Consider the following 20437-nt stretch of genomic DNA (forward strand, 5'->3'; position numbering starts at 1 on the left):
AGTTTCGCAGGGTGGGCAAAGCGACTTGTCCGCCGTAGCTCGAAGAGCGAAGGCGGAAGCGTACCCACGATCTGTATCCATCACGGAGGAATGGTGGGCACGGCGCAAGTGCGCCTTTGCCCGCCCTACGAGACCTCAGCATGCAGCAGGAAGCGCACTATCCGTTGAAGTCCCCCACGGACGCTCGCCAGACGCAAGCCCGATCAGGCGGCCCTGGATGTAGTCGCAGCCCCAATCGCGCAGCATGCTTGCGGCTTCCTCGTCCTGCACCCATTCGGCGACGGTCTTGATGTCGAGGCGGCGGGCGAGATCGATCAGGGTCTGCACGAAGGCGCGGTCGTCGGCGGAATGAGTGATGTTCTGCACGAACGCGCCATCGATCTTCACGATATCCACGCCGAGCTTGCGCAAGTTTCGGAACGAGGTGTAGCCGGCGCCGAAATCGTCGATGGCGATGCGGCTGCCGAAATGCTTGAGGCGGCCAACGAAGGCGCGGACATCATCGATGTCCTGGATCGCGACCGTCTCGGTGATCTCGACGATCAGCCGCTCGGCAACGCCGGGATGGGCCTGCATCAGCGATTCGATGCCCGCCCACCAGTCCGGATCCATCGTCGTATCAGGCGAGATGTTGAGGCTGAGGCAGATGTCGGGCGCGGCGGCGAGCTCGGCGACCACGAGCTCGAGCACGCGGTGATCGACCAGGCGGATCAGGCCGAGCCGTTCGGCGACCGGCACGATGTCGGGCGCGAGCAGCACCTGGCCGTCGCCCTGGTCCATCCGCACCAGGCATTCATGGAATGCGCGCTCGCGGGAGACGGCCGAGACCACCGGCTCATAGGCGAGCTTGATGCGGCGCTCGTTCAGCGCGGTGACGATCTCGTCGGTAACGCGGATGTTGACGCGGCGCTGCGCGTCGCGTGTGGCGTCCGGACGCCATGCCGCGAACGAGCCGACGCGGCGGCGCTTGGCGGCATCCAGCGTCTCATGAGCGCGGTTGACGGCCTCGTCGGTGTTGCGGGCATAGCGCGGTACGCTGACCGCGCCGATCGAGGCGGTGACCGAGACCGGACCGGATTTGGTCGGCACTACCTCGTCGCGAATGCCGGCGAGGAAGCGCTCGGCGGCGACATTCATGTCGTCGACGGTGCAGTTCTTCAGGATCAGGCCGAACTTGTTGCCGGAAAAGCGGCCGAGCACGTCGCCGCCACGCAGGCGCGAGCGGATGCGCTTGGCGATGTCGAGGATCACGGCGTCGGCAACGTCGAAGCCGAAGGCGTCGTTGACGCGGGCAAGATGGTCGATACCGACCAGCATGAAGGCCGCGGTCGAGCGGAAGCGGGTCGTCTCCTCGATCGCCTCGGCCAGCGCGGCAATCAGATGAGAGCGGTTGAGCTCGCCGGTCAGCGGATCGAGCCGGGCCAGCTTGGTCAGCTCCTCGTCGCGGGCGTGGCGTTCATTGTTGATTCGGACCGAGCCGATCGCGCGCACCGGGCGGCCGTCGGGGCCGGCGAACCAGCGGCCGGTCTCCTCGATCCAGATCACGGGATCGGCAGCGCTCATGCGCACGCCGTACTCGACCCGGTAGGGCGTGCCGTCGGCACCATGCACGGCATAGGCTTGCGCCAGCGCGGCGGTCCGCAGCGTTGGCGAGGGCTCGATCAGCTTGGCGAATTCGGCCCCCGTCGCCAGCCGCTCGGCGGGAATGCCGGGAAAGACGCTGCCGACCTGGTCACCCCAGACGATCGCATCACTGCCAATGTCCCAGGCAAACACGGCCTGGCCGAGGGCGGCCAGGATATCGGAGGCTTGCGGTAATGCGGGGATCAAAATCGCCTCGTTTCGGGACAGCGGGAAAGTCCTGAGCTGACACAGGATAGAGCTAGATTCGCCCCCAAACCTAGGCAAAGTTGATAAACAATTTGGAAACCACGTTTCTACAAGCCGGGGGAACCAAACCGGCCCGTCCGGCATAGGCCTTGCGAGTACTGACACGCACCCGGCACCAGCGTCCCGAAACGCGACAGGCTCTGCCGGATCAACGGTGATAGCGATGTTGAGTACCGATCGATCGGACGCGGCGGATAGCGGCACAGGCACGGCCCTGGTGCCGGTACTGCCGATTTTGCAATGGGTCCACAAGACGCCGTTGCCGCGCCCCGATCCGAGCTTCGTCGCCCAGCTGATCGCCAATGCCGAACATCTGCCCCAGGCGAGCCGGCTGCGCCGCGCCTCTTCCGAAGATGCGCAGACGGCCTATGGCGACAAGCGCCCGCTGCAAAGCGTCAGCGCGCGCACGCGGCAGGTGGCTTGAGATCGGTCAGCGCGGCGGCGTGTCGGGGGACGGAGACGTGCCGTCGCCCGGCTGCAAATGCGGCGAGGGGACTTCCGGCGAGGGCGTGCTCTGCACCGGCTTGGGTGCGGGAGGATCCATCAGCACGGATTCGGCGACCGACTGTGCCGAGGGCGCGGGCGGTGCCGCCGGTGCTGCGATCGGCGCGGAAACCGGTTCGAACTTGGGCTCGGCCACGGCATCCGGAGCTTCCACCTGGCGCTTGGCCTTGCGTGACGCCGGCACCGTTGTCTCGGCGACATAAGTGACGCGGCGGCGCGTGCGCTGGGCAATACCGCCGAGGAAATCGGCCATCGCGAGCAGCACCAGCAGGAAATAGGTCGAGTTGCCGAATTTGGGCCACATCACGAATTCGGCAGCGGCAGCACCAAACAGGATCAGTGACAGCAGATGATCCATCAGGAATTTCGAGCCCGGCCGCGCGCCCTTCACCACTTCGAGCAGCAGCAGCACGATACCGAGCGCCAGCATCACATCGGCGAGCGTGACCGGCCAGGTCTCGCCTGAGACCATCGGCACCTTGAACAGCACGTCCGTGAAGGACACGGTCGGCATCAGGAAGGCGATGATGTTGTAGACCGCGAGCGGAATCAGAAGCAGCGGGAAACCGACCATCGGCGAAATGCCTTCTCGATCAAGATATCCAGACAGGACAATGCGGCGGCGAAGCATTAGCTCCGCCGCCGCCACTGTCATATCTCATGGGTTGGCCGAAATCAGGCAGGCGCAATCATCCCGCCTGGAGAAAGGTCCTTAACTCAGGACTCTTTCTTCTTCAGGACCTGGCGGCCCTTGTACATGCCGGTCTTGAGGTCGAGATGGTGCGGACGACGCAGCTCGCCGGAGTCCTTGTCTTCCACATAGGTCGGCTTCTTGATGGCGTCTGCCGAGCGGCGCATGCCACGGCGCGACGGCGAGGTTTTTCTTCTCGGAACGGCCATTTCAATATCCTCTAGGGATTGGTGTTATCAGGGCATCGTCCGCGAGGGACGGCTCAGCACCCGCAATCCGAGGCGAGCTGAATGCCGATCAAGGTCGCGCTTATAGAGGAAGGCTGGCTGCAAAGCTAGGCTCTTGGGCCGGAAAATGCGCCCGAAAAGGGCCCAAAATCAGCGATTTTCCCGCCAGCAGGTCGCAAGCGAAGAGGCCTGCGCCCTTGCCACATAGGTCCCTGCCAGCCGCCGGACGCCCGGACCGGGGGTTTTGGCGCTGCGTTTGACCGGATTCGGCAGGATCGAGGCTAGAAGGGCCGCCTCACGCGGAGAGAGGGCGGCGGCCGATTTGCCGAAGGCATAGGCGCTGGCCGCCCCTACCCCGAACTGGCCCTGCGGGCCGAGCTCGGCGATGTTGAGGTAAATCTCCAGGATCCGCGGCTTGGGCAGGACAAGATCGATCCAGAGCGCCAGCGGGAATTCGAGCGCCTTGCGGACGAAATCCCGCCCCTGCCAGAGGAACAGGTTTTTTGCGACCTGCTGGGTAATGGTGGAGGCGCCCCGGAACGGCGTGCCGTCCTCTTGCGCGTCATCGATCGCCTCGCGCAGCGCCCCCCAATCGATGCCGTGATGCTTGCAGAAATGTGCGTCCTCAGCCGCCACCACCGCGCGCGGCAGATAGGGCGACATCGCCGCCAGATCGATCCATTCCCGCTGCATTGGCGCGCCGCGAAGCGAACGCCACGCCATCAGTGTCGAAACCGGATGGCCGGTTCGGTAGAACGGCGCGATCACATAGGGCGCGAGAATGACGACCGCGAGCGCTACCAGCAGGATTTTGACGATGCGCAAATCGACCTTTCCGGCATGGAACGAAACGCGGCCACGGCTCTCCCCATTAAGTCTGTGATAATTCGGGCCTTTTCCAGCACTTTTTAGGCCTTCCAAACGATTGACTGGGGCGGGCGCATAAAGGATTGTCCGCCGAATTTTAGTTCTGGAGCCCTTCTTGATGACCGGCACGTCCCCGTCCGATTTCGCCAAGCGTCTGGACAAGACCGCTGATGACACCGAGGCCCTGCTCGGGCGCCTGTTGTCGGACGACATCCTGCACGATGAGATCGCCCGGCCCAAGCGACTGATGGACGCAATGCGCTACTCGAGCCTGAACGGCGGCAAGCGTCTGCGCCCGTTCCTGGTGGTCGAGAGCGCGGCCGTGTTCGGTGTTCCCCGTGAAGCCGCGTTGCTGGTCGGCGCCGCGCTCGAATGCATCCACTGCTATTCGCTGATCCACGACGATCTGCCCGCCATGGACAATTCGGACCTGCGCCGCGGCCGCCCCACCCTGCACAAGCAGACCGATGACGCGACCGCGATCCTCGCCGGCGACGGTCTGCTGACGCTGGCCTTCGACATCGTCACCCGTGACGAAATCCATCGCGACGCCAATGTGCGGCTGCTGCTGACGCGCGCGCTGGCGCGCTGCGCCGGCATCGGCGGCATGGTCGGCGGCCAGATCCTCGACCTCGCCGGCGAAGGCCGCTTTGGCGGCAACGAGCCGATCGATGTCGCCCGCATTCAGCAGATGAAGACCGGCGCGCTCTTGCGTTACGGCTGCATCGCCGGCGCGATCCTCGGCCAGGCCTCGCAGAAAGAATATCAGGCACTCGACGATTACGGCCGCGCGCTCGGCGAAGCCTTCCAGATCGCCGACGATCTGCTCGATGTCGAGGGCGATGCGGCGGCCCTCGGCAAGCCGGCCGGCGCCGATGCCGCGCTCGGCAAGACCACCTTCGTCACCCAGCTCGGCATCGAAGGCGCCAAGCAGCGCGTGCGCGACCTGCTCGCCCGGGCCGACAGCGCGGTCTCGATCTTCGGTGAGCGCGCCGCCGTGCTGCAGGCAGCCGCGCGGTTTGTCGCCGAGCGGAAGAGCTGACACGCATCGATGGCGGCCGAGGGCAAAGAAGATCCCGTCCTCGTCCGCTTCCGCCAGATGTCGCGGCCGATGCGGCTGCTTTACGCGCGGCCGCGGACCTTCATCGCGCTCGCGGCTGGCGTCCTGGTCTGTCTGCTGCTGCCGGGCTCGCACCGGCTGGTGACACGGCTCCTGTTCGGCTGGGATGCGCTGATCGCGGTCTATCTCGTGCTGGTCTACGCAATGATGCTTTGCAACGACCATCACCATATCCGGCGCGCCGCCGCGATGCAGGACGACGGCCGTTTCGTGATCCTGCTGGTGACGGCGACCGGCGCCTTCGCCAGCATCGCCGCGATCGTCTCAGAACTCGGCACACCGCATCGGGGCGTGTTGGAGCTGACCATCGCAATCAGCACCATCGCCCTGTCATGGGCCGCCGTGCACACGACCTTCGCGCTGCACTACGCGCATGATTATTATCGGAATGCCAAGCCGGGCGGCCTTCAGTTCCCGAGCGGCGACAAAGAAGACCACGCCGACTACTGGGACTTCGTCTATTTCTCGTTCGTGATCGGCATGACCGCGCAGGTCTCCGACGTCGGCATCACCGACAAGACGATCCGCCGCACGGCCACGGCGCACGGGATCGTATCGTTCATCTACAACACGGCCTTGCTGGCACTGACGGTCAACATCGCGGCGAGCGCGATTGCGACCTGACGTCGTCCCGGGCTTTCGGGACGACGACCTGGATCATGCATGCCCTAACGACACACCTCGGCATTGGCATCGTTGCCGGGGCCGCCGCCGCCGCGATATTCGAGGTGGCAACCGCGGCTGACCGGACGGCAGCCAGTGCTATTGCAGATGACTTGCCCGCCACCTGCGGCGCGACCGGCGCCGGCAGCGGCCGCAATGCCGGCCGCGGCACCATAGCCGCCCGCCGCGCCGCCGGCCTGAGGACGCTGCCGGGCGGGACGTTCATCACCGTCATCGCGCTTCGCCGTTGCAGGCTTGGCCGGCTTGGCGGCGCGCTTCTTCTCGCACTCATTGTCGTCGTTGACCGCATAGCCCTCACGGCAGACGATCTTGGTGCACTTGTCGCCATCGGCCTTGAAGCCGTGCTCGCAGACCAGCGGGCAGACGCGTGACGGCTTGGCCTTGACCGCATCCAGCGCGTCCGTGCTCGCCACCTTCACGTCGAGCTTGGTGCCGGCATAGCGGTTGAACTGCGACAGCGAGCGCTGCGAGGATGTGCTCCAATTGCCGTCGGCAGTGCCCGAGAAGCAGCCGACGCGGCCGAGCTCGGTCTGCACCGAACGGCTGAGATCGGCCGGCGCGGTCGCCGGCGTCAGAGAGGCAACGTTGGTGCCGGCGGGGCTCGCGGTGCTGGCCGGCGCAGCGCTCGGCGCCGCAGCGGCGAGATTGACGCGCTGCTGCTCGGCGGCAGCTGCCTGCTGTTGCGCCTGCTCCTTGGCCTTCTGCGCAGCGAGCTGCGCCTGCTCGGCGGCCTTCGCATCGGCCGCGGCTTTGGCCTGCGCATCCTTCTGCGCGCCGAGCGCGGCGAGACGATCGCGTTCTGCCTCGGCCTGTTTCGCCTTCTCGGTGGCAGCCGCATGGGCTTGCTCGGCACCAATTTTCTCGACCTGAAGCTTGGCGAGGCTCGCATAGAAGCCATCGGGATGCTGGGCGAGGAAAGCGGCCCACGCCGCCTTGTTGCCGACCTGGAGCGCGAGCTCGTAGTCGCGGCGGATATCGGCCTGCGGGTTCGGCGCGGGCGCAACCGTTGCTGCGGCCGTCACCTTGACCGGAACCAGCGGCACGTCCTCGCCACCGAGCGAGCCGTAGACGAACGGCTCCTGCTTGTTGCCGGTCGACTTGAGCACGTCGTCGCGCACGAAGCCGAAGGCACGGCGGACGTCGAGGCCCGGCGTCGTCAGATGCTTCGACAGCGCGACCGTAAAGGGGCTGTTGGCGCCGTCGCCGTCCTGAGCGGTGAAGCCGGCCTTCGCCGAATAGGCGATCAGCGTATTGGGGCTGGTCGGCTCGACCTGGGCGAGGCCCCGGCCGATACTGCGCGCGGCCACCGTGCGCTTCATGGTCTTGCCGAACGGATTGTCGCGGCAGGCATCCAGGATCACCAGCCGAAGCTGTTTTGCCGGTTCGACGGCGACCAGAACGCGGTCGAGCGAGAGCGCCTCGTCATAGACGTCGGTGTCGCGCTCGAGCTTGGCGTCGACGGGGATCAGATAATTCGACCCCTCGACCTCGATGCCGTGGCCGGCATAGTAGACCACGGCGATGTCGGCATTGCGGGTCGCATCGGCAAAATCGCGCAGCACGCGCCGGGTATCCAGGGCCGACAGGTCGTGCCGGAAATCGACGCTGTTGAAACCGGCCTCTTTCAGCGTCTTCGCCATCACCGCACCGTCATTGACGGGATTGGCGAGCGACGGCGCGTGCTGATAGGCCGAGTTGGCGATCACCAGCGCGACGCGGTTGCCGGCAAGAGCGGGATCCATGCCGAACAACAGCACGGCGGCGAGGAGAAGCGGGCAGAGTCTGAGCAGATTGCGCATGACACGACTTCCGAAGTTCGGGACGTTTCGGTCCCCCTTGGGACCGCTTTAGCAGGATCCGGTGCCGGCGCTTGTGATGGAGGTCACCAAGGCCGCGCCGGCGACAGCCCGAAGGACCCCCTATGTTTGTCGCGCCAGCGCGGTCGCGGTTCGCTGCCAAACAGGCAAGCAGACCGAATTCCCCTAGGCATCGCCGATATGCCCCCGATATTGCGGCAGATTGTCCGTAATTTCGTGCCAGGGCGCCTTCGAGGCCACGAAGATGTGGGCGCTCGGCCGGATCGAGGGGGCATCAACCAGGGTTCCCATGGCGACATGGACCCATTGTCCTTCACGTACCCGGGAATAAAGCAGCGAGCCGCACCGGGAGCAATGGGCGTCATGGGTGGAGTCGTCGCCGAAAATCATCCGCTGGTCCCCTCCCCGGACAATGCGGAGCTTATCCTGCGCGATGCCGGCGAAGGGCTTGAAGGCGGAGCCGGTGGTGCGACGGCAGTTCGAACAGTGGCAGTTCATCGCATAGGAGAACGCGTCGGTCACCTCAAACCGCACGGCGCGGCAGTAGCATTCGCCGATCAGGATACGAGCGTTCGAAGTTTCTGATCCGGTCATTCCAGCGTCCTTGCGCGATTGGCAAGAGACACCCATAGCGCATTTCGATGTGTACGACTAAGTTCCGCCCAAGCCATCATGCAAAAGGATGACCTATGAACCAGAACCGTTCGAGTGTCGAAGCCGTCGTGCAATCCTATTTCGACGGGCTTTACGAGGGCGACGCCGAGAAGCTCGGCACCATCTTCCATCCCTCCGCTGACTTGCGCTGGGTCGAGAAGGGCGAGCTTCAGGTCCTGACCGTGCCCGACTGGCTCGACCGCGTCCGCAAGCGCGCCTCCGCCAAGGCCGAGGGCAAGCCGCGCGAGGATTTCATCGTCACCATCGACCGTTCGGACGACAAGACCGCCTTCATCAAGGTCCGTTGCCAGCTGCCGCCGCGTTTCTTCACCGATTATCTGGTGGCGATGAAGCTCGCCGACGGCTGGCAGATCGTGTCGAAATCGTATCGGTATGACCTGAGGGAGTGAGGACGGCCTGACGTCCCGCTTCCTGAATTCGGACGCGCTCGCCCTCCATTCTGCACCATTGCAAGCACAACTCTCGCCGCGCGAGGAGCTCGAGCGCAGCGAAGCAATGACGGCGCGGATGACGCGTGCGTAATCTCTTCCATCTCTTCTCATGAAAGCTCCCCATGCCGCTCGATCGCCGTTCCCTGCTCGCCTCTCTCTGCTGGATCGCCGCCTCTCCTGCGTTGGCCGCTGAGGCACCGCCTGAGCTCGAAACCTATGAACGTGAGAGCGGAGGACGGATCGGGGTCTATGCAGAGAACCTTGCGACCGGCAAAAAGCTCGCCTGGCGCGCCGACGAGCGCTTCGTCATGTGCTCGACCTTCAAGGCCTCGCTTGCGGCTTGCATGCTGGCCCGGGTCGACCGCGGCGAGGACCAGCTTGCGGCCATGATCGCTTACGGCAAGCCCGACCTCTTGGACTACGCGCCGGTCGCCAAACAGAATCTTGCGGCCGGCGCGATGTCGGTCAGCGACATGTGCAAGGCGATCGTCGAGCTCAGCGACAATACCTGCGCCAATCTGCTGCTGGCGCGGATCGGCGGACCCGCCGCCCTCACCGCCTTCTGGCGATCGCTCGGCGACACCACCTCCCGGCTCGACCACAACGAGCCAGAACTCAACCGCTCGCCGCCGGGCAATCCCCACGACACCACGACGCCGGCAGCAATGGCGGGAAATTTGCAGCGCCTGGTGGTGGGCGAAGCGCTGTCGCCGGCCTCGCGGGCCCTGCTCACCGACTGGATGGTGAACTGCAAGACTGGCGCGAACCGGCTGCGCGGCGGCCTGCCTGCAAGCTGGACCATCGGCGACAAGACCGGCAACAACGGCAAGGACGCTTCGGGTGATATCGCGGTCGCCTGGCCCAAGCCCGGGACGCCGATCCTGATCGCGGTCTATACCCAGGGCGGCACGCCGAATCCGGCGCAGATCGAAGCCGCCTTTGCACGCATCGGACGGATGGCGGCCGAGCGGCTGGCGTAAGCCGCGCACATTGACGTAGCCGTCGCTTCCGGGTCAAGACAGACCATCATGGAAGCGAAGTTTCAGACCTTTCTCATCCTGCTCGCCGTGCTGGCAGGCGTGGCGCTGGCCGCACGCCGCTTCAACGTCGCCCCCGCCATCCTGCTGATGCTGGCCGGCGTCGGCCTCGCCTTCGTGCCTGGCATGCCTCCGGTGGAATTGCCTCCCGAGCTGGTGCTGCTGATGGTACTGCCGCCGCTGATCTACTCGGCGAGCGTCGCCATGAGCTGGCGTGAGTTCAAGAACAATTTGCGCCCGATCGTGCTGCTCGCGGTTGGCGCGGTGATCTTCACCGCAGCGATGGTGGCGGCCGCCACGCACTACATGATCGGCCTGCCCTGGACCATCGGCTTCCTGCTCGGCGCCATCGTCGCGCCGCCCGACGTGGTGGCACCGCTCGCGATCGCGCGCCGGCTCAACATGCCGCGGCGGCTCCTCGTCATCCTCGAGGGTGAAGGGCTCGCCAATGATGCCACCGCGCTGATCCTCTACCGCTTCGCGCTGGCCGCCATCATGGTCGGACATTTCTCGCTGCCGCTCGCCGCCGGCGAATTCCTCCTCATTGTCGCCAGCGAGATCGCCTTCGGCATCGGCGTCGGTTGGCTCTCCCTTCGCTTCCGCAAATGGTCCGGAGATCCGCAGGTCGAGCTGACGCTGTCGCTGATCACCCCCTACGTCTCCTACTGGCTGCCCGAGCATATCGGTGGCTCCGGGGTGATCGCGACGGTGGCCTGCGGCCTCTATGTGAGCTGGAACGGCCCGCTGCTGATCTCGTCGGCAACGCGCCTGCAGGGCATCTTCTTCTGGGACCTCGTGATCTACCTGATCGAGGGCGTGCTGTTCCTGCTCACCGGATTCCAGATGCGCGCGCTCTACGAGAAATCGAAGGCGTTCCCGCTCGACGACATCCTGATCGCAACTGCCGTGGTCCTGGTGATCGTCGTGGTCGCGCGCTTCGCCTGGCTCTATCCTGCAACCTACCTGCCGCGCATGCTCAGCAAATCGCTGCGCCAGCGCGATCCGTCGCCACCCTGGCAATGGCCGTTCGTGCTCGCCTTCACCGGCGTGCGCGGCGCGGTGTCGCTGGCGGCCGCGCTGGCACTGCCGTTCACGCTGCCGGATGGCGATGCATTTCCGTATCGCGACCTGATCCTGTTCGTGGCCTTCGGCGTCATCTTCGTCACGCTGATCGGCGTCGGGCTGACGCTGCCGCCGGTGGTGAGATGGCTCGGCGTCGCCGAGGCCGGCCGTAACGAGCATGCCGCCGAGCACGAAGCCGAGATCGCCGCGCGCCGTCAGGCGCTGGATGCAGCGCTGAAATCGCTCGACGCGCTGACCGAGGAGAAGGAGGTGTCCGACGAAGTGATGCGGCTCCTGCGTGCCCGCCATGACATCCGCGTCAACCAACTGCCTGATTCACTCGATCCCACCCACCACGACGTCTCTGCCGCCGGTACCGCGCTGACCCGCGACCTGATCGCCGCCGAACGCAAATTCATTCACAACCTGCTGCGCGACGGCCAGATCACCGACGAGACGCGGCGGCGAATCGAGCGCGACCTGGATCTGGAGGAAGCGAGCCTGGCGAACCGGGAGTATCGGCGGACGCCGCTGTAGCCTCCCGTCATTGCGAGGAGCCGTTGCGACGAAGCAATCCAGACCGCCTCCACGGAAAGACTCTGGATTGCTTCGCGGAGCCTGTCCTCGGGTCGCGCTAGGCGCGGACCCGTTGGCTCGCAATGACGGCGGGAGCAATTACCGCCTTGCGCAAAACTCCGCTATGGCGGACGCCACGGCCGCCGCAATCGTTTCATGCCGCTCGGGTGCGTTCATCGCCATTTCCTCGTCGCGGTTGATGATGGAGCCGGCCTCGAGCAGCACTGCGGCACTGCTGGTCCGCGACAGGACGACGAGCCCGTCATAGCGGTAGACGCCGACGTCCTTGTCGAGCAACTGGCGCCGGTAACGGCCCATCAGCGGCAAAGTGTATTGGCTGGCATAGTGCAGGCCTTGCTCCTTCAACTGCCTGCCGATCATCCGTGCCAGCATCAGGCTGGTGGCGAAGTGCGAATTCCGCTGCGACACGAACAGCGAGTGGCCCGAAAAGCGATCGCTGAAAAAGCTCTTCGCGCCATCGAATTCCCAGGTCTCGAGCAGCCTGTCCGGCACCGAATCATGATGGATCGACAGGAAGAGATCGGCGTGCGACCCATTGGCGTTGCCGACACGTTTAAACAGGCTGGGCCGCGCCTTGCCGTCCGTGACGAGCAGGCGTGTTGCGGCAAAGCCTTCGGACTTGAGTTTCGCCGTGATGAGTCTTGCGAGACGGAAGTTGAAGCCGAACTCCGGATCGTTGCGCGCGCTCAATGCGCCGTAGGAGTCCGGCGTATGCCCGACATCCACGACGATCCGGAATTTCGGCATCTCACATTTGGCCGGCGCGGGCGAAGGCTTGGGCCTTGCTTTCGCGACCTTTCGGGCCGGGGCAGCCTGCCCCGCATCGATGGACGGAAGCAATAACGCGACCAGCGACACCAGGAGAATTGCGACGATGTCCCGCCCTGACGACAAATCCTACTCCGCTGCCGCGATGCGTGGCCGGCCGACGAAGCCCGCGACATCGCCGAATCGTTCGAGCATGACCGCGGACAGATCCTTCGACTTGCTGGTGACGCAGGCGCCGGAGCGCACCGCATAGCGATCCTGATGCGTCGCCTGCGGCGGGGCCTCGCCCTGCTGCAGCGCCCGCGCCAGATCCATCACCAATTTACGAAAATGCATGATGCCGAGATCGGTCGGCCCGAGATGCTCGCGGGTGCGGTCGGCGATCGGCCCCTGGCTGTCCTGCACGGCGGCGTCCTGCTCGGAGACACCCTTGATGCCGGTGTAGCTCCTGGTCTTCTGCAGCTTGCGATCGATCAGATAGTCGTTGCCCTTATGGCGCAGCGGCACGTAATTGTCGTCGACCTCCGCGATCACGCCGTTGCCGCGGTCGTAGGCGTCGCGCTCCGCTTGCGACAACGGCCGCTCCGGATTCCAGGCATAGGTGTAGATCCAGCAATTGGTGTCGGTCACAGGCACGAAGGTCTGGCCAAAAATGCTCTCGCCCGGCATCGCGCTCGGCGCGTAGGCGTGGAATGGCATCAGGAATTGCGCGATGCGCCAGTAGATGCTGTCGCTGCCGGTGAGCCGGCCACCGGCAATGGTCAGTCCGGCCTCGTGCGGGCTGATCTTGATCACCGGCCGCGGGTCTTCCGCGATCCAGCGCATGTGATCGCTCGACATCCGCGCGATCGGATTCACAAAGTGCTTCTTGATGTCCAGGATCTCGTTCTCCTCCTTGTCGAAGGAGAGATGGGCAAAGGTGAAATGCGCGGTGTCGATCGAGCCTTCCAGCGCCTGCACCCAGTTGCAGTCCTGCCATTTCTTGCTGACGTAGCGGTGCGAGGCCGGCAGCAGCGCCATTTCGAGATCGGGCAGCTCGGGCATGGCCTCGATCGGACCCATATAGGCCCAGATCATCTCGCCCCATTCGCGCACCGGATAGGACTTGATGCGGATCAGGTCCTTGGCGTTGAGATCGGGATAGGAGGTCGGCATGTCCAGGCAGCGGCCGTCGGTGTTGAACTTCCAGCCGTGATAGACGCAGCGGATGCCGCATTCCTCGTTTCGCCCCAGCCAGAGATTGGCGCCGCGATGCGGGCAATATTGGTCGATGACGCCGACGACGCCGCGCGTGTCGCGGAAGGCAAGCAGTTCCTCGCCGAGCACGGTGATCTTCTTCGGCTCGCCGTCTGGTTCGGGGAGTTCTTCGGACAGCAGGACGGGAATCCAGAAGCGGCGCAGCAATTCGCCCATGCCTGTTCCAGGGCCGGCCTCGGTCAGGAATTTGTTGTCCTCGGCGCGGAGCATGGCTGATCCTCCCGAATATTTTCGGGAAGATTGGCGCGGACGCGGGAAGACGTCAACGCAAGAACGGCTCTCGTAGGGTGGGCAAAGCGAAGCGTGCCCACGTCCTGCCTATTTGATGAGAAGACGTGGGCACGGCGCTGACGCGCCTTTGCCCACCCTACCGCACTGTCTCCTAAACCGGCCGCTCGCCTTTCACCGTCACCCGCGTGCCCGAGCGCGTGTGGGGCCAGTAGTCCCACATCGCGCGGTGCTGGGTGCAGCGGTTGTCCCAGAACGCGATGGCGTTCTCGGTCCAGCGGAAGCGGCACTGGAACAGTGGGTTTTCGGCGTGCTGGTAGAGATAGGCGAGCATCGCATCGCTCTCGTCGCGCGGGATGCCGTTGATGTGGCGGGTGAAGCCGCGGTTGACGTAGAGCGCCTTTCTGCCGGTGACCGGATGCGTGCGCACAACGGGATGCTCGGCGCTCGGATAGGACGGACGGTCGGCAACGCCGTAGTTCGCATAGAGCCCGCGATAGATCGGCTCGCCATCATGCAGCGCGGTGAGGCCATCGAGATAGGTCTTCATGCGATCGGACAGCGCCTCATAGGCGGCGTACATGTTGGCGAACAACGTGTCGCCGCCGCGCGGCGGGCACTGCTTGATGTAGAGGATCGAGCCCATCGGCGGTTCGAGATCGCAGGACACGTCGGAGTGCCAGCCCTCACCGTTGGCACGCGGCGAGTTCTTGTCGGCGTAGATCTTCATCAGCGCCGGGTCTTCGTCCTCATGCGGCGCGGCGGGATGGAAATGCAGCTCGCCGAACTTGCGGCCGAAGGCGAGATGCTGCTGCGGCGTGATCTGCTGGTCGCGGAAGAAGATGACGAGGTTTTCGGCGAGCGCGCGGTGGATCTCGTCCATCTGCTGATTTGAACGCGCGTCGTCGGAGACGAGCCCGCCGATGTCCACGCCCGATATTTCCGCGCCGATGATGGGGGTGAGCTTTTCGACCGCGATGGTCTCGTAGAGCGCGCCGTCGTCAGCCGTGTGGCGATAGCGCGGGCCCTGCTTGCCGGCGAGTGAGCTCATGGCGTGTCTCCCGATCTGTTGTTCGTTGCTTGCTATCCTAGGCCTCGGGAGCGCAGACGCAAAGATAGCAACCCGCGAATCTTGACACACTTATAAAGCTTTAATAGTGTGTAGAAGGAAAAGAGGCTTCCACGATGGGTAAATATGAGCGACTTGGCGCGTTCCTGAAGTCCCAACGGGCCAAAGAGGTCCCTATGACCTTTGCCGAAATCGAGCGAGTCATTGGAAGCAAGCTCCCTCCTAACTCTCCTCAATACCCGGCCTGGTGGAGCAATAATCCGACCAACAATGTGATGACCAAGGTCTGGCTGGCCGCCGGCTTTCGTACCGAGCAGGTCGACACGAAGGCTCGCAAGGTCGTGTTTCGCCGGGTCGAATTGAGTTCCGCAGAACCGGCGCCGTCGCGCGTCAAGAAGCTCGGCCGCCCTCCGCTGTTCGGCGCCCTCAAAGGATTGGCACACATCCCACCCGGCGTTGATTTGACACAGCCGGCCGATCCCGATTGGGGCCAAGTGTATGAGTGATCCTGCGCCTCTTTTGCTCGATACGCATGCCGCGATCTGGATTGCAGAAGACAAACCTATTGCCACCGAGGCGAGCGAGGCGATTGAAGCCGCCTATCGCGCAGGATCTGCCATCTTCGTCTCTGCAATCACCGCATGGGAAATCGGCTTGCTCGTTGCACGCAACAGGCTGGGCCTCTCCACGAGACCAGAACTCTGGTTTCAACGGCTGCTTGCCGTCGAAGGAGTGCGGCTCGCCGAACTCACGCCCAATATTTTGATCGCGTCTTCATTCTTGCCCGGCGCCCCGCCGCGTGACCCTGCGGATCGAATCATCATTGCAACTGCTCGCGACCTTGGCGCGAGCGTGATTACCCGGGACGGATTGATGCTGAGATATGGCGAGACAGGCCAGGTCAGCACGATTACATGCTGACCTGAACGCCTACTCCGCCGCGGTCACCGGCACCTTGGCGCCCTGGCCGTAACGCTGCTCGATGTAGTCGATCACCAGCGCCTTGAAGTCGGCGGAGATGGTCGGGCCGCGCAGCGTGCGGAACTTCTTGCCGTCGACGAACACGGGTGCGGCCGGCGCTTCACCGGTGCCGGGCAGCGAGATGCCGATATTGGCGTGCTTGGATTCGCCGGGGCCGTTGACGATGCAGCCCATCACCGCGACGTTGAGTTCCTCGACACCAGGATATTTCGTCTTCCAGGTCGGCATCTCGTCGCGGATGAAATCCTGGATCGAGCGCGCCAGTTCCTGGAACGTGGTCGAGGTGGTGCGGCCGCAGCCGGGGCATGCAGCGACCAGCGGCACGAAGGTGCGGAAGCCCATGGTCTGCAGCAACTCCTGACCGACCTGCACCTCACGGGTGCGGTCACCGCCAGGCTCCGGCGTCAGCGAGATGCGGATGGTGTCGCCGATGCCCTGCTGCAGCAGGATGCCGAGCGCGGCGGACGACGCCACGATGCCCTTGGTGCCCATGCCGGCCTCGGTCAGGCCGAGATGGATGGCGTAGTCGGAACGAGAAGCGAGATCCTGATAGACCGCGATCAGATCCTGCACCGCCGAGACCTTTGCGGAGAGGATGATGCGGTTCTTGGGCATGCCGAGCTCTTCGGCGCGCGCGGCCGAGAGCAGCGCGGACTGCACCATGGCCTCGCGCGTCACCGCGCGCACGTCGCGCGGATTGGCGGAAGCGGCGTTCTCGTCCATCAGCTTGGTCAGCAGCTCCTGGTCGAGCGAGCCCCAATTGGCGCCGATGCGCACCGGCTTGTTGTTCTTGTTGGCGATCTCGATGATGTCGGCGAACTGGGTGTCGCGCTTGTCCTTGAAGCCGACATTGCCGGGATTGATGCGGTACTTGGCGAGCGCCTCGGCGCAGGCCGGATAGGCCGCGAGCAGCTTGTGGCCGATATAGTGGAAGTCGCCGATCAGCGGCGTGGTGATACCGCGCTTGGCGAGGCCGTCGCGAATGTGCGGCACGGCGGCCGCGGCTTCCTCGCGGTCCACAGTGATGCGGACCATTTCGGAGCCGGCGCGCGCGAGCGCTGCGACCTGGGCGATGGTACCGTCGATGTCGGCGGTATCGGTGTTGGTCATCGACTGCACGACGATCGGCGCACCGCCGCCGACGGCGACGTCGCCGACCTTGACCTGGGTGGTATGGTAACGCGGCGCTGGCCCCGCGATGTCGGAATCGATGGTGGTTTCGGGCTTGTTCATGGGGTCCAAATATCAGGTTTTGGTGACGTTCAGCAATGCATCGCGCGGCGCCGCAGCGACTTGGCTCGGACGGTTAACGAGAAAAAGCCCAGCAATTACAAGGACAGCTGCCGCCCCGAACGCCAAGCTTAGGGTGTCGTGCATGATGAAATAGCTACCGACGACGCCAAACAAAGGGGTGATGAAGGTAAAAGCCGACAATTTGCTGGCCGAATAGGCCTTCACCAGCGCGAACCAAAGCGTGAACGTGGTTCCAACCACCCAGATCGCCTGGAAGGCCATCAGGCCGAGCGACAGCGGCGCCGGGGTATGCGTGATGGTCTCGCCGAACAGCCCGGCCGCCAGTCCCAGGATCGGGATCGAGATCGCAACCTGATAGCCCAGCGCCTTCTCCGGCGCGGCAAACCGCAGCCGCGTGCCCTTGGCAACCAGCGTGGTCGCCGCCCAAAGCGCGGCGCCGCCGACGATCATGAGGTCGCCGAGCAGGACATGCGAATCGACATTGGGCTGCGGCACGCCGATGGCGAGCGCGACGCCGGCAAAGCTGATGGCAAGACCCAGCCATTGCGAGGCGCCAAGCCGTTCGCCGAGCACTTGGTAGGAGCCGAGCGCAACGAAGAACGGCGCGGTGTAGAGGAACACCACCGCGCGCGAGGCCGACGTGAGGCGCAGCCCCTGGAAGATCAGCACGAATTCGATGCCGAACATCAGCCCGGCAATCAGGCCCGGCTTCCACGTGCCGTCATTCTCGAAGAATTTGACGCCGCGAAGCGTGCCGATGAGGAGCAGCACCGGCAGCGCGCCCGCCGACCGGATCGTGGCCTGCAGCATCGGCGGAATGTCCGGCAGCACCAGCTTCACCGCGATCTGGTTGAACCCCCAGGTCAGGCACAGCATGAGCATCAGGGCGATGGCGCCGGCACTGAGGGGACGTGCGGCGGAATGTAAGGCTTGTGGTGAGGACATCTCTTCCCGATTACCGGCTTTGCGCCGTTGTTGCTCTATGCAGCTTTCTGACAATGGGTGCAGACGCCCGTGATCTCCACCACGGACAATTTAGGCGCAAAGCCCGAGCTGCGCGCGGCGGCATTGAGGTCCCGGGCAAAGGACGCCGACGGGATCTCGCCGACCAGGCCGCAGCGCTCGCAGATCAGGAACGCCACCGCCGAGGTCGCGTCGTGGTCGTGGGCGGCGCAGGCGAGATAGGCATTGCGGCTCTCGATGCGATGCACAAGGCCATTGGCCATCAGGAAATCAAGCGCGCGATAGACCGTGATCGGCGCCGGCCGCGACATGGACTTGGCGAGCTCGTCGATCACCTCATAGGCTCCGAGCGGGCGATGGCTGGAGAGCAAGGCCCCCAGCACCTGACGGCGTATGGGCGTGAATTTCTGTGCGCGCTGCTTGCAGACCTCTTCGGCATGCGCCAGCGCATCCGCGGTGCAGCGGCCGTGATCGTGGTCGGGCGCGGGAAATGCCGGTTTTGCGAGGGTCATGCGGGCACGTTCTAGCATTTGGGCCCGGGAACCCAAAGCACGACCCTGCGACCGGCTGCCAGCCATGCTCGCGCTGCGGGACAGCATCGTGATATCCGCCGTGGAATAATCATAAGCTTGCTTATTATATCCCAAGCTTATTGGAGACCAAGCTCATGACCCGCGGGTCTGTCGACCAGAACTTCCTGTTCACGCTCGGTGAGCTCTACCGCCTGTTGCGCGTCTATGCCGACAAGGAGGCCTTGCGGTTCGGCATCACCCGGGCGCAATGGGCGGTGCTGGCCAAGGTTGAGCGCAGCGAGGGCATGAAGCAGTCGGAACTCGCCGAGCTGCTCGAGATGCAGCCGATCACGCTGACCCGCCTGATCGACAAGCTCTGCGATAATGACTGGATCGAGCGCCGCAGCGACGCTTCGGACCGCCGCGTCAAGCGCCTGTATCTGAGGAAGGCCGGCCGGCAATTGCTGGGCCGGATGAGCGGGCTGAAGTCCGAGCTCACGGCCAACGCGCTCGACGGCATCACGCCGGCGGACGCCCATCGCCTCCTGACCCAGCTCGAAACCATCAAGGAAAACGTGCGTACCGCGATCCAGACCAGCGGCGCGGAACAGGCGCGTAAGGAGCAGCGCTATGGCTGACCAAGTCCTCAAGTTCCAGCCCGAGCAGAAGACCGACAGCGGCAAGCCCACCAAGAAAGCCGGCACCGACCCGCGCCGCCGCCTGGTCGCGGGCCTGCGGCGTTACCGCCGCTTCCTGCTCCTGGTCGTGCTGCCCGTGATCGCCGCCATCGGCGGCATCACTTTCTACCTGCATGGCGGCCGCTATGTCGGCACCGACGACGCCTATGTCGGCGCGCAGAAGGTGCTGGTGACGCCCGACATCTCCGGCAAGATCCAGAAGGTCGTCGTGAAGGAAGGCCAGTCCGTCAAGCAGGACGACGAGCTGTTCGAGATCGACCCCGCTCCGTTTCGCCACGCGGTGGTCGAAGCCAAGGCGCAGCTCGCGCAGGCCCGCACGACCTACGACAACCTCGTCGCCAACATCAAGATCTATGGCGACATGCTGGGCCTCGCCCAGCAAGGCATCGATTTGAAGCAGCGCGACGTCGAGCGCAAGCAGGCGCTGGTGAAGAACAATTACGGCTCGCAGCTCGATCTCGACAATGCCTCGAATGCGCTGGTCACCGCCGGCGCGCAGGCGCAATACATCAAGCAACAGCTCTCCAACGCCAGGACGCAGCTGCTCGGCGACCCCGAATTGCCACTGGAGCAATTCCCGCCTTACGCACAGGCCAAGGCCAAGCTGGACGATGCCCAGCGCAACCTCGACCACACCGTGCTGCGCGCGCCGATGGACGGCGTGGCGACGCAGGTCGAGCAGATCCAGCTCGGCCGCTATGTCGCCGCCGGCACGCCGGTGTTTTCCATCATCGACGTCGCCCACCCCTGGGTCGACGCCAATCCGAAGGAGAGCGACCTCACCCACGTCACCGAAGGACAGCCCGTCACGCTCGAGGTCGACGCGTTCCCGAACCACGTCTTCAAGGGCAAGATCGGCTCGCTCTCGCCCGGCACCGGCGCGCAATTCGCGATCCTGCCGCCGCAGAATGCCACCGGCAATTTCGTCAAGGTGGTGCAGCGCGTGCCGATCCGCATCTATTTCGACGAGACCGACAAATATGTCCGGAAGCTGAAGGCTGGCATGAGCGTCTACGCCACCATCGACACCGGCCATCAGCGCTCGCTCGCCGGCCTGCTAGGCCTGTCGGCGACCGCGAGCCAGGATAAAGACTGAACGCAAGGA

Annotated in this window: 22 protein-coding genes; 10 read left to right on the top strand and 12 right to left on the bottom strand. The window is 64.6% G+C overall.

Annotation, left to right across the window (positions count from 1 at the left end; genetic code table 11):
- Nucleotides 1-135 precede the first annotated feature (135 nt).
- Nucleotides 136-1830, bottom strand: a complete 1695-nt coding sequence (locus GGD61_RS16755; protein WP_092251592.1) for a bifunctional diguanylate cyclase/phosphodiesterase — start codon at nt 1828-1830, stop codon at nt 136-138.
- A 223-nt stretch (nt 1831-2053) separates the two neighbouring features.
- Between GGD61_RS16755 and GGD61_RS16760 the strand changes: the two genes are divergently transcribed.
- Nucleotides 2054-2314 carry a hypothetical protein gene (locus GGD61_RS16760; protein WP_018316756.1) on the top strand — a complete coding sequence of 87 codons (261 nt, stop codon included), beginning with the start codon at nt 2054-2056 and terminating at the stop codon, nt 2312-2314.
- Between the two features lie 6 nt (nt 2315-2320).
- On the opposite strand, the gene GGD61_RS16765 is transcribed toward GGD61_RS16760, so the two are convergent.
- From GGD61_RS16765 to mtgA, 3 genes are all read right to left on the bottom strand, one after another.
- On the bottom strand, nt 2321-2968 hold the full coding sequence (locus GGD61_RS16765) for a hypothetical protein (protein ID WP_177236852.1): 648 nt from the start codon (nt 2966-2968) through the stop codon (nt 2321-2323).
- Nucleotides 2969-3111: 143 nt separating this feature from the next.
- The gene (gene rpmF / locus GGD61_RS16770; RefSeq protein WP_007598106.1) at nt 3112-3294 is read right to left on the bottom strand and encodes a 50S ribosomal protein L32; all 183 of its coding nucleotides are present in this window, start codon (nt 3292-3294) and stop codon (nt 3112-3114) included.
- A gap of 168 nt (nt 3295-3462) precedes the next feature.
- Nucleotides 3463-4137, bottom strand: coding sequence for a monofunctional biosynthetic peptidoglycan transglycosylase (gene mtgA, locus GGD61_RS16775; protein ID WP_092251590.1), 675 nt, complete (start codon nt 4135-4137; stop codon nt 3463-3465).
- Between the two features lie 160 nt (nt 4138-4297).
- On the opposite strand from mtgA, the gene GGD61_RS16780 reads away from it, so the two are divergent.
- Nucleotides 4298-5221, top strand: a complete 924-nt coding sequence (locus GGD61_RS16780) for a polyprenyl synthetase family protein (protein ID WP_092251589.1) — start codon at nt 4298-4300, stop codon at nt 5219-5221.
- 9 nt (nt 5222-5230) lie between these two features.
- Nucleotides 5231-5923 carry a DUF1345 domain-containing protein gene (locus tag GGD61_RS16785; protein WP_092251588.1) on the top strand — a complete coding sequence of 231 codons (693 nt, stop codon included), beginning with the start codon at nt 5231-5233 and terminating at the stop codon, nt 5921-5923.
- 44 nt (nt 5924-5967) lie between these two features.
- Here GGD61_RS16785 and GGD61_RS16790 read toward each other — a convergent pair whose 3' ends face one another.
- Both GGD61_RS16790 and GGD61_RS16795 read right to left on the bottom strand, forming a co-directional pair.
- Nucleotides 5968-7782: a caspase family protein gene (locus GGD61_RS16790; protein ID WP_092251587.1), complete on the bottom strand. Its 1815-nt coding sequence runs from the start codon at nt 7780-7782 to the stop codon at nt 5968-5970.
- Between the two features lie 183 nt (nt 7783-7965).
- Nucleotides 7966-8394, bottom strand: coding sequence for a GFA family protein (locus GGD61_RS16795; protein ID WP_183230924.1), 429 nt, complete (start codon nt 8392-8394; stop codon nt 7966-7968).
- 95 nt (nt 8395-8489) lie between these two features.
- On the opposite strand from GGD61_RS16795, the gene GGD61_RS16800 reads away from it, so the two are divergent.
- The 3 genes from GGD61_RS16800 to GGD61_RS16810 all read left to right on the top strand — a co-directional run bounded on the left by GGD61_RS16800 (nt 8490) and on the right by GGD61_RS16810 (nt 11542).
- On the top strand, nt 8490-8864 hold the full coding sequence (locus GGD61_RS16800; RefSeq protein WP_018316749.1) for a nuclear transport factor 2 family protein: 375 nt from the start codon (nt 8490-8492) through the stop codon (nt 8862-8864).
- A gap of 164 nt (nt 8865-9028) precedes the next feature.
- A complete protein-coding gene (gene bla / locus GGD61_RS16805; RefSeq protein ID WP_092251585.1) occupies nt 9029-9886 on the top strand; it encodes a class A beta-lactamase in 858 nt (285 codons plus the stop codon).
- 48 nt (nt 9887-9934) lie between these two features.
- The gene (locus GGD61_RS16810) at nt 9935-11542 is read left to right on the top strand and encodes a Na+/H+ antiporter (RefSeq protein ID WP_018316747.1); all 1608 of its coding nucleotides are present in this window, start codon (nt 9935-9937) and stop codon (nt 11540-11542) included.
- A gap of 138 nt (nt 11543-11680) precedes the next feature.
- On the opposite strand, the gene GGD61_RS16815 is transcribed toward GGD61_RS16810, so the two are convergent.
- The 3 genes from GGD61_RS16815 to GGD61_RS16825 form a co-directional block, all read right to left on the bottom strand.
- Nucleotides 11681-12496 carry an N-acetylmuramoyl-L-alanine amidase gene (locus GGD61_RS16815; RefSeq protein ID WP_183230925.1) on the bottom strand — a complete coding sequence of 272 codons (816 nt, stop codon included), beginning with the start codon at nt 12494-12496 and terminating at the stop codon, nt 11681-11683.
- A 3-nt stretch (nt 12497-12499) separates the two neighbouring features.
- The gene (locus tag GGD61_RS16820) at nt 12500-13837 is read right to left on the bottom strand and encodes a Rieske 2Fe-2S domain-containing protein (protein WP_092251584.1); all 1338 of its coding nucleotides are present in this window, start codon (nt 13835-13837) and stop codon (nt 12500-12502) included.
- Between the two features lie 172 nt (nt 13838-14009).
- Nucleotides 14010-14906, bottom strand: a complete 897-nt coding sequence (locus GGD61_RS16825; protein WP_092251583.1) for a TauD/TfdA family dioxygenase — start codon at nt 14904-14906, stop codon at nt 14010-14012.
- A gap of 194 nt (nt 14907-15100) precedes the next feature.
- Here GGD61_RS16825 and GGD61_RS16830 point away from each other — a divergent pair, with 194 nt between their 5' ends.
- Nucleotides 15101-15430: a hypothetical protein gene (locus GGD61_RS16830; RefSeq protein ID WP_244550564.1), complete on the top strand. Its 330-nt coding sequence runs from the start codon at nt 15101-15103 to the stop codon at nt 15428-15430.
- Nucleotides 15423-15845: a type II toxin-antitoxin system VapC family toxin gene (locus GGD61_RS16835; protein WP_018316742.1), complete on the top strand. Its 423-nt coding sequence runs from the start codon at nt 15423-15425 to the stop codon at nt 15843-15845. The genes GGD61_RS16830 and GGD61_RS16835 overlap by 8 nt, the downstream gene beginning before the upstream one ends.
- 9 nt (nt 15846-15854) lie before the next feature.
- Here GGD61_RS16835 and ispG read toward each other — a convergent pair whose 3' ends face one another.
- Genes ispG through GGD61_RS16850 form a run of 3 tightly spaced genes read right to left on the bottom strand, consistent with a single transcriptional unit; the run spans nt 15855 to nt 18634 of the window.
- On the bottom strand, nt 15855-17138 hold the full coding sequence (ispG, locus tag GGD61_RS16840) for a flavodoxin-dependent (E)-4-hydroxy-3-methylbut-2-enyl-diphosphate synthase (RefSeq protein WP_092251581.1): 1284 nt from the start codon (nt 17136-17138) through the stop codon (nt 15855-15857).
- Nucleotides 17139-17150: 12 nt separating this feature from the next.
- Nucleotides 17151-18104 carry a DMT family transporter gene (locus GGD61_RS16845; RefSeq protein WP_092251580.1) on the bottom strand — a complete coding sequence of 318 codons (954 nt, stop codon included), beginning with the start codon at nt 18102-18104 and terminating at the stop codon, nt 17151-17153.
- Between the two features lie 35 nt (nt 18105-18139).
- Entirely contained in the window at nt 18140-18634 is a 495-nt protein-coding gene (locus GGD61_RS16850) for a Fur family transcriptional regulator (RefSeq protein WP_092251579.1), read from the bottom strand.
- A gap of 155 nt (nt 18635-18789) precedes the next feature.
- Between GGD61_RS16850 and GGD61_RS16855 the strand changes: the two genes are divergently transcribed.
- Together GGD61_RS16855 and GGD61_RS16860 are read left to right on the top strand one after the other, a co-directional pair.
- Nucleotides 18790-19272 carry a MarR family winged helix-turn-helix transcriptional regulator gene (locus GGD61_RS16855; protein ID WP_092251942.1) on the top strand — a complete coding sequence of 161 codons (483 nt, stop codon included), beginning with the start codon at nt 18790-18792 and terminating at the stop codon, nt 19270-19272.
- The gene (locus GGD61_RS16860) at nt 19265-20428 is read left to right on the top strand and encodes an HlyD family secretion protein (RefSeq protein ID WP_092251578.1); all 1164 of its coding nucleotides are present in this window, start codon (nt 19265-19267) and stop codon (nt 20426-20428) included. Before GGD61_RS16855 ends, GGD61_RS16860 begins: the two co-directional genes overlap by 8 nt.
- The last annotated feature ends 9 nt before the right edge of the window (nt 20429-20437 follow it).

The organism is Bradyrhizobium sp. SBR1B (assembly GCF_014198205.1).
In the GTDB taxonomy this organism is placed as follows: Bacteria; Pseudomonadota; Alphaproteobacteria; order Rhizobiales; family Xanthobacteraceae; genus Bradyrhizobium.

Excerpts from the sequence above, each read along its gene's own strand:
- GGD61_RS16760 (WP_018316756.1), top strand. The coding sequence starts at position 2,054 with ATGTTGAGTACCGATCGATCGGACGCGGCGGATAGCGGCACAGGCACG.
- GGD61_RS16860 (WP_092251578.1), top strand. The coding sequence starts at position 19,265 with ATGGCTGACCAAGTCCTCAAGTTCCAGCCCGAGCAGAAGACCGACAGC.
- GGD61_RS16830 (WP_244550564.1), top strand. The coding sequence starts at position 15,101 with ATGACCTTTGCCGAAATCGAGCGAGTCATTGGAAGCAAGCTCCCTCCT.
- GGD61_RS16800 (WP_018316749.1), top strand. The coding sequence starts at position 8,490 with ATGAACCAGAACCGTTCGAGTGTCGAAGCCGTCGTGCAATCCTATTTC.
- bla (WP_092251585.1), top strand. The coding sequence starts at position 9,029 with ATGCCGCTCGATCGCCGTTCCCTGCTCGCCTCTCTCTGCTGGATCGCC.
- ispG (WP_092251581.1), bottom strand. The coding sequence starts at position 17,138 with ATGAACAAGCCCGAAACCACCATCGATTCCGACATCGCGGGGCCAGCG.
- GGD61_RS16810 (WP_018316747.1), top strand. The coding sequence starts at position 9,935 with ATGGAAGCGAAGTTTCAGACCTTTCTCATCCTGCTCGCCGTGCTGGCA.
- rpmF (WP_007598106.1), bottom strand. The coding sequence starts at position 3,294 with ATGGCCGTTCCGAGAAGAAAAACCTCGCCGTCGCGCCGTGGCATGCGC.
- GGD61_RS16835 (WP_018316742.1), top strand. The coding sequence starts at position 15,423 with ATGAGTGATCCTGCGCCTCTTTTGCTCGATACGCATGCCGCGATCTGG.
- GGD61_RS16825 (WP_092251583.1), bottom strand. The coding sequence starts at position 14,906 with ATGAGCTCACTCGCCGGCAAGCAGGGCCCGCGCTATCGCCACACGGCT.
- GGD61_RS16855 (WP_092251942.1), top strand. The coding sequence starts at position 18,790 with ATGACCCGCGGGTCTGTCGACCAGAACTTCCTGTTCACGCTCGGTGAG.
- GGD61_RS16790 (WP_092251587.1), bottom strand. The coding sequence starts at position 7,782 with ATGCGCAATCTGCTCAGACTCTGCCCGCTTCTCCTCGCCGCCGTGCTG.
- GGD61_RS16785 (WP_092251588.1), top strand. The coding sequence starts at position 5,231 with ATGGCGGCCGAGGGCAAAGAAGATCCCGTCCTCGTCCGCTTCCGCCAG.
- GGD61_RS16820 (WP_092251584.1), bottom strand. The coding sequence starts at position 13,837 with ATGCTCCGCGCCGAGGACAACAAATTCCTGACCGAGGCCGGCCCTGGA.
- GGD61_RS16850 (WP_092251579.1), bottom strand. The coding sequence starts at position 18,634 with ATGACCCTCGCAAAACCGGCATTTCCCGCGCCCGACCACGATCACGGC.
- GGD61_RS16845 (WP_092251580.1), bottom strand. The coding sequence starts at position 18,104 with ATGTCCTCACCACAAGCCTTACATTCCGCCGCACGTCCCCTCAGTGCC.
- GGD61_RS16795 (WP_183230924.1), bottom strand. The coding sequence starts at position 8,394 with ATGACCGGATCAGAAACTTCGAACGCTCGTATCCTGATCGGCGAATGC.
- GGD61_RS16780 (WP_092251589.1), top strand. The coding sequence starts at position 4,298 with ATGACCGGCACGTCCCCGTCCGATTTCGCCAAGCGTCTGGACAAGACC.
- GGD61_RS16765 (WP_177236852.1), bottom strand. The coding sequence starts at position 2,968 with ATGGTCGGTTTCCCGCTGCTTCTGATTCCGCTCGCGGTCTACAACATC.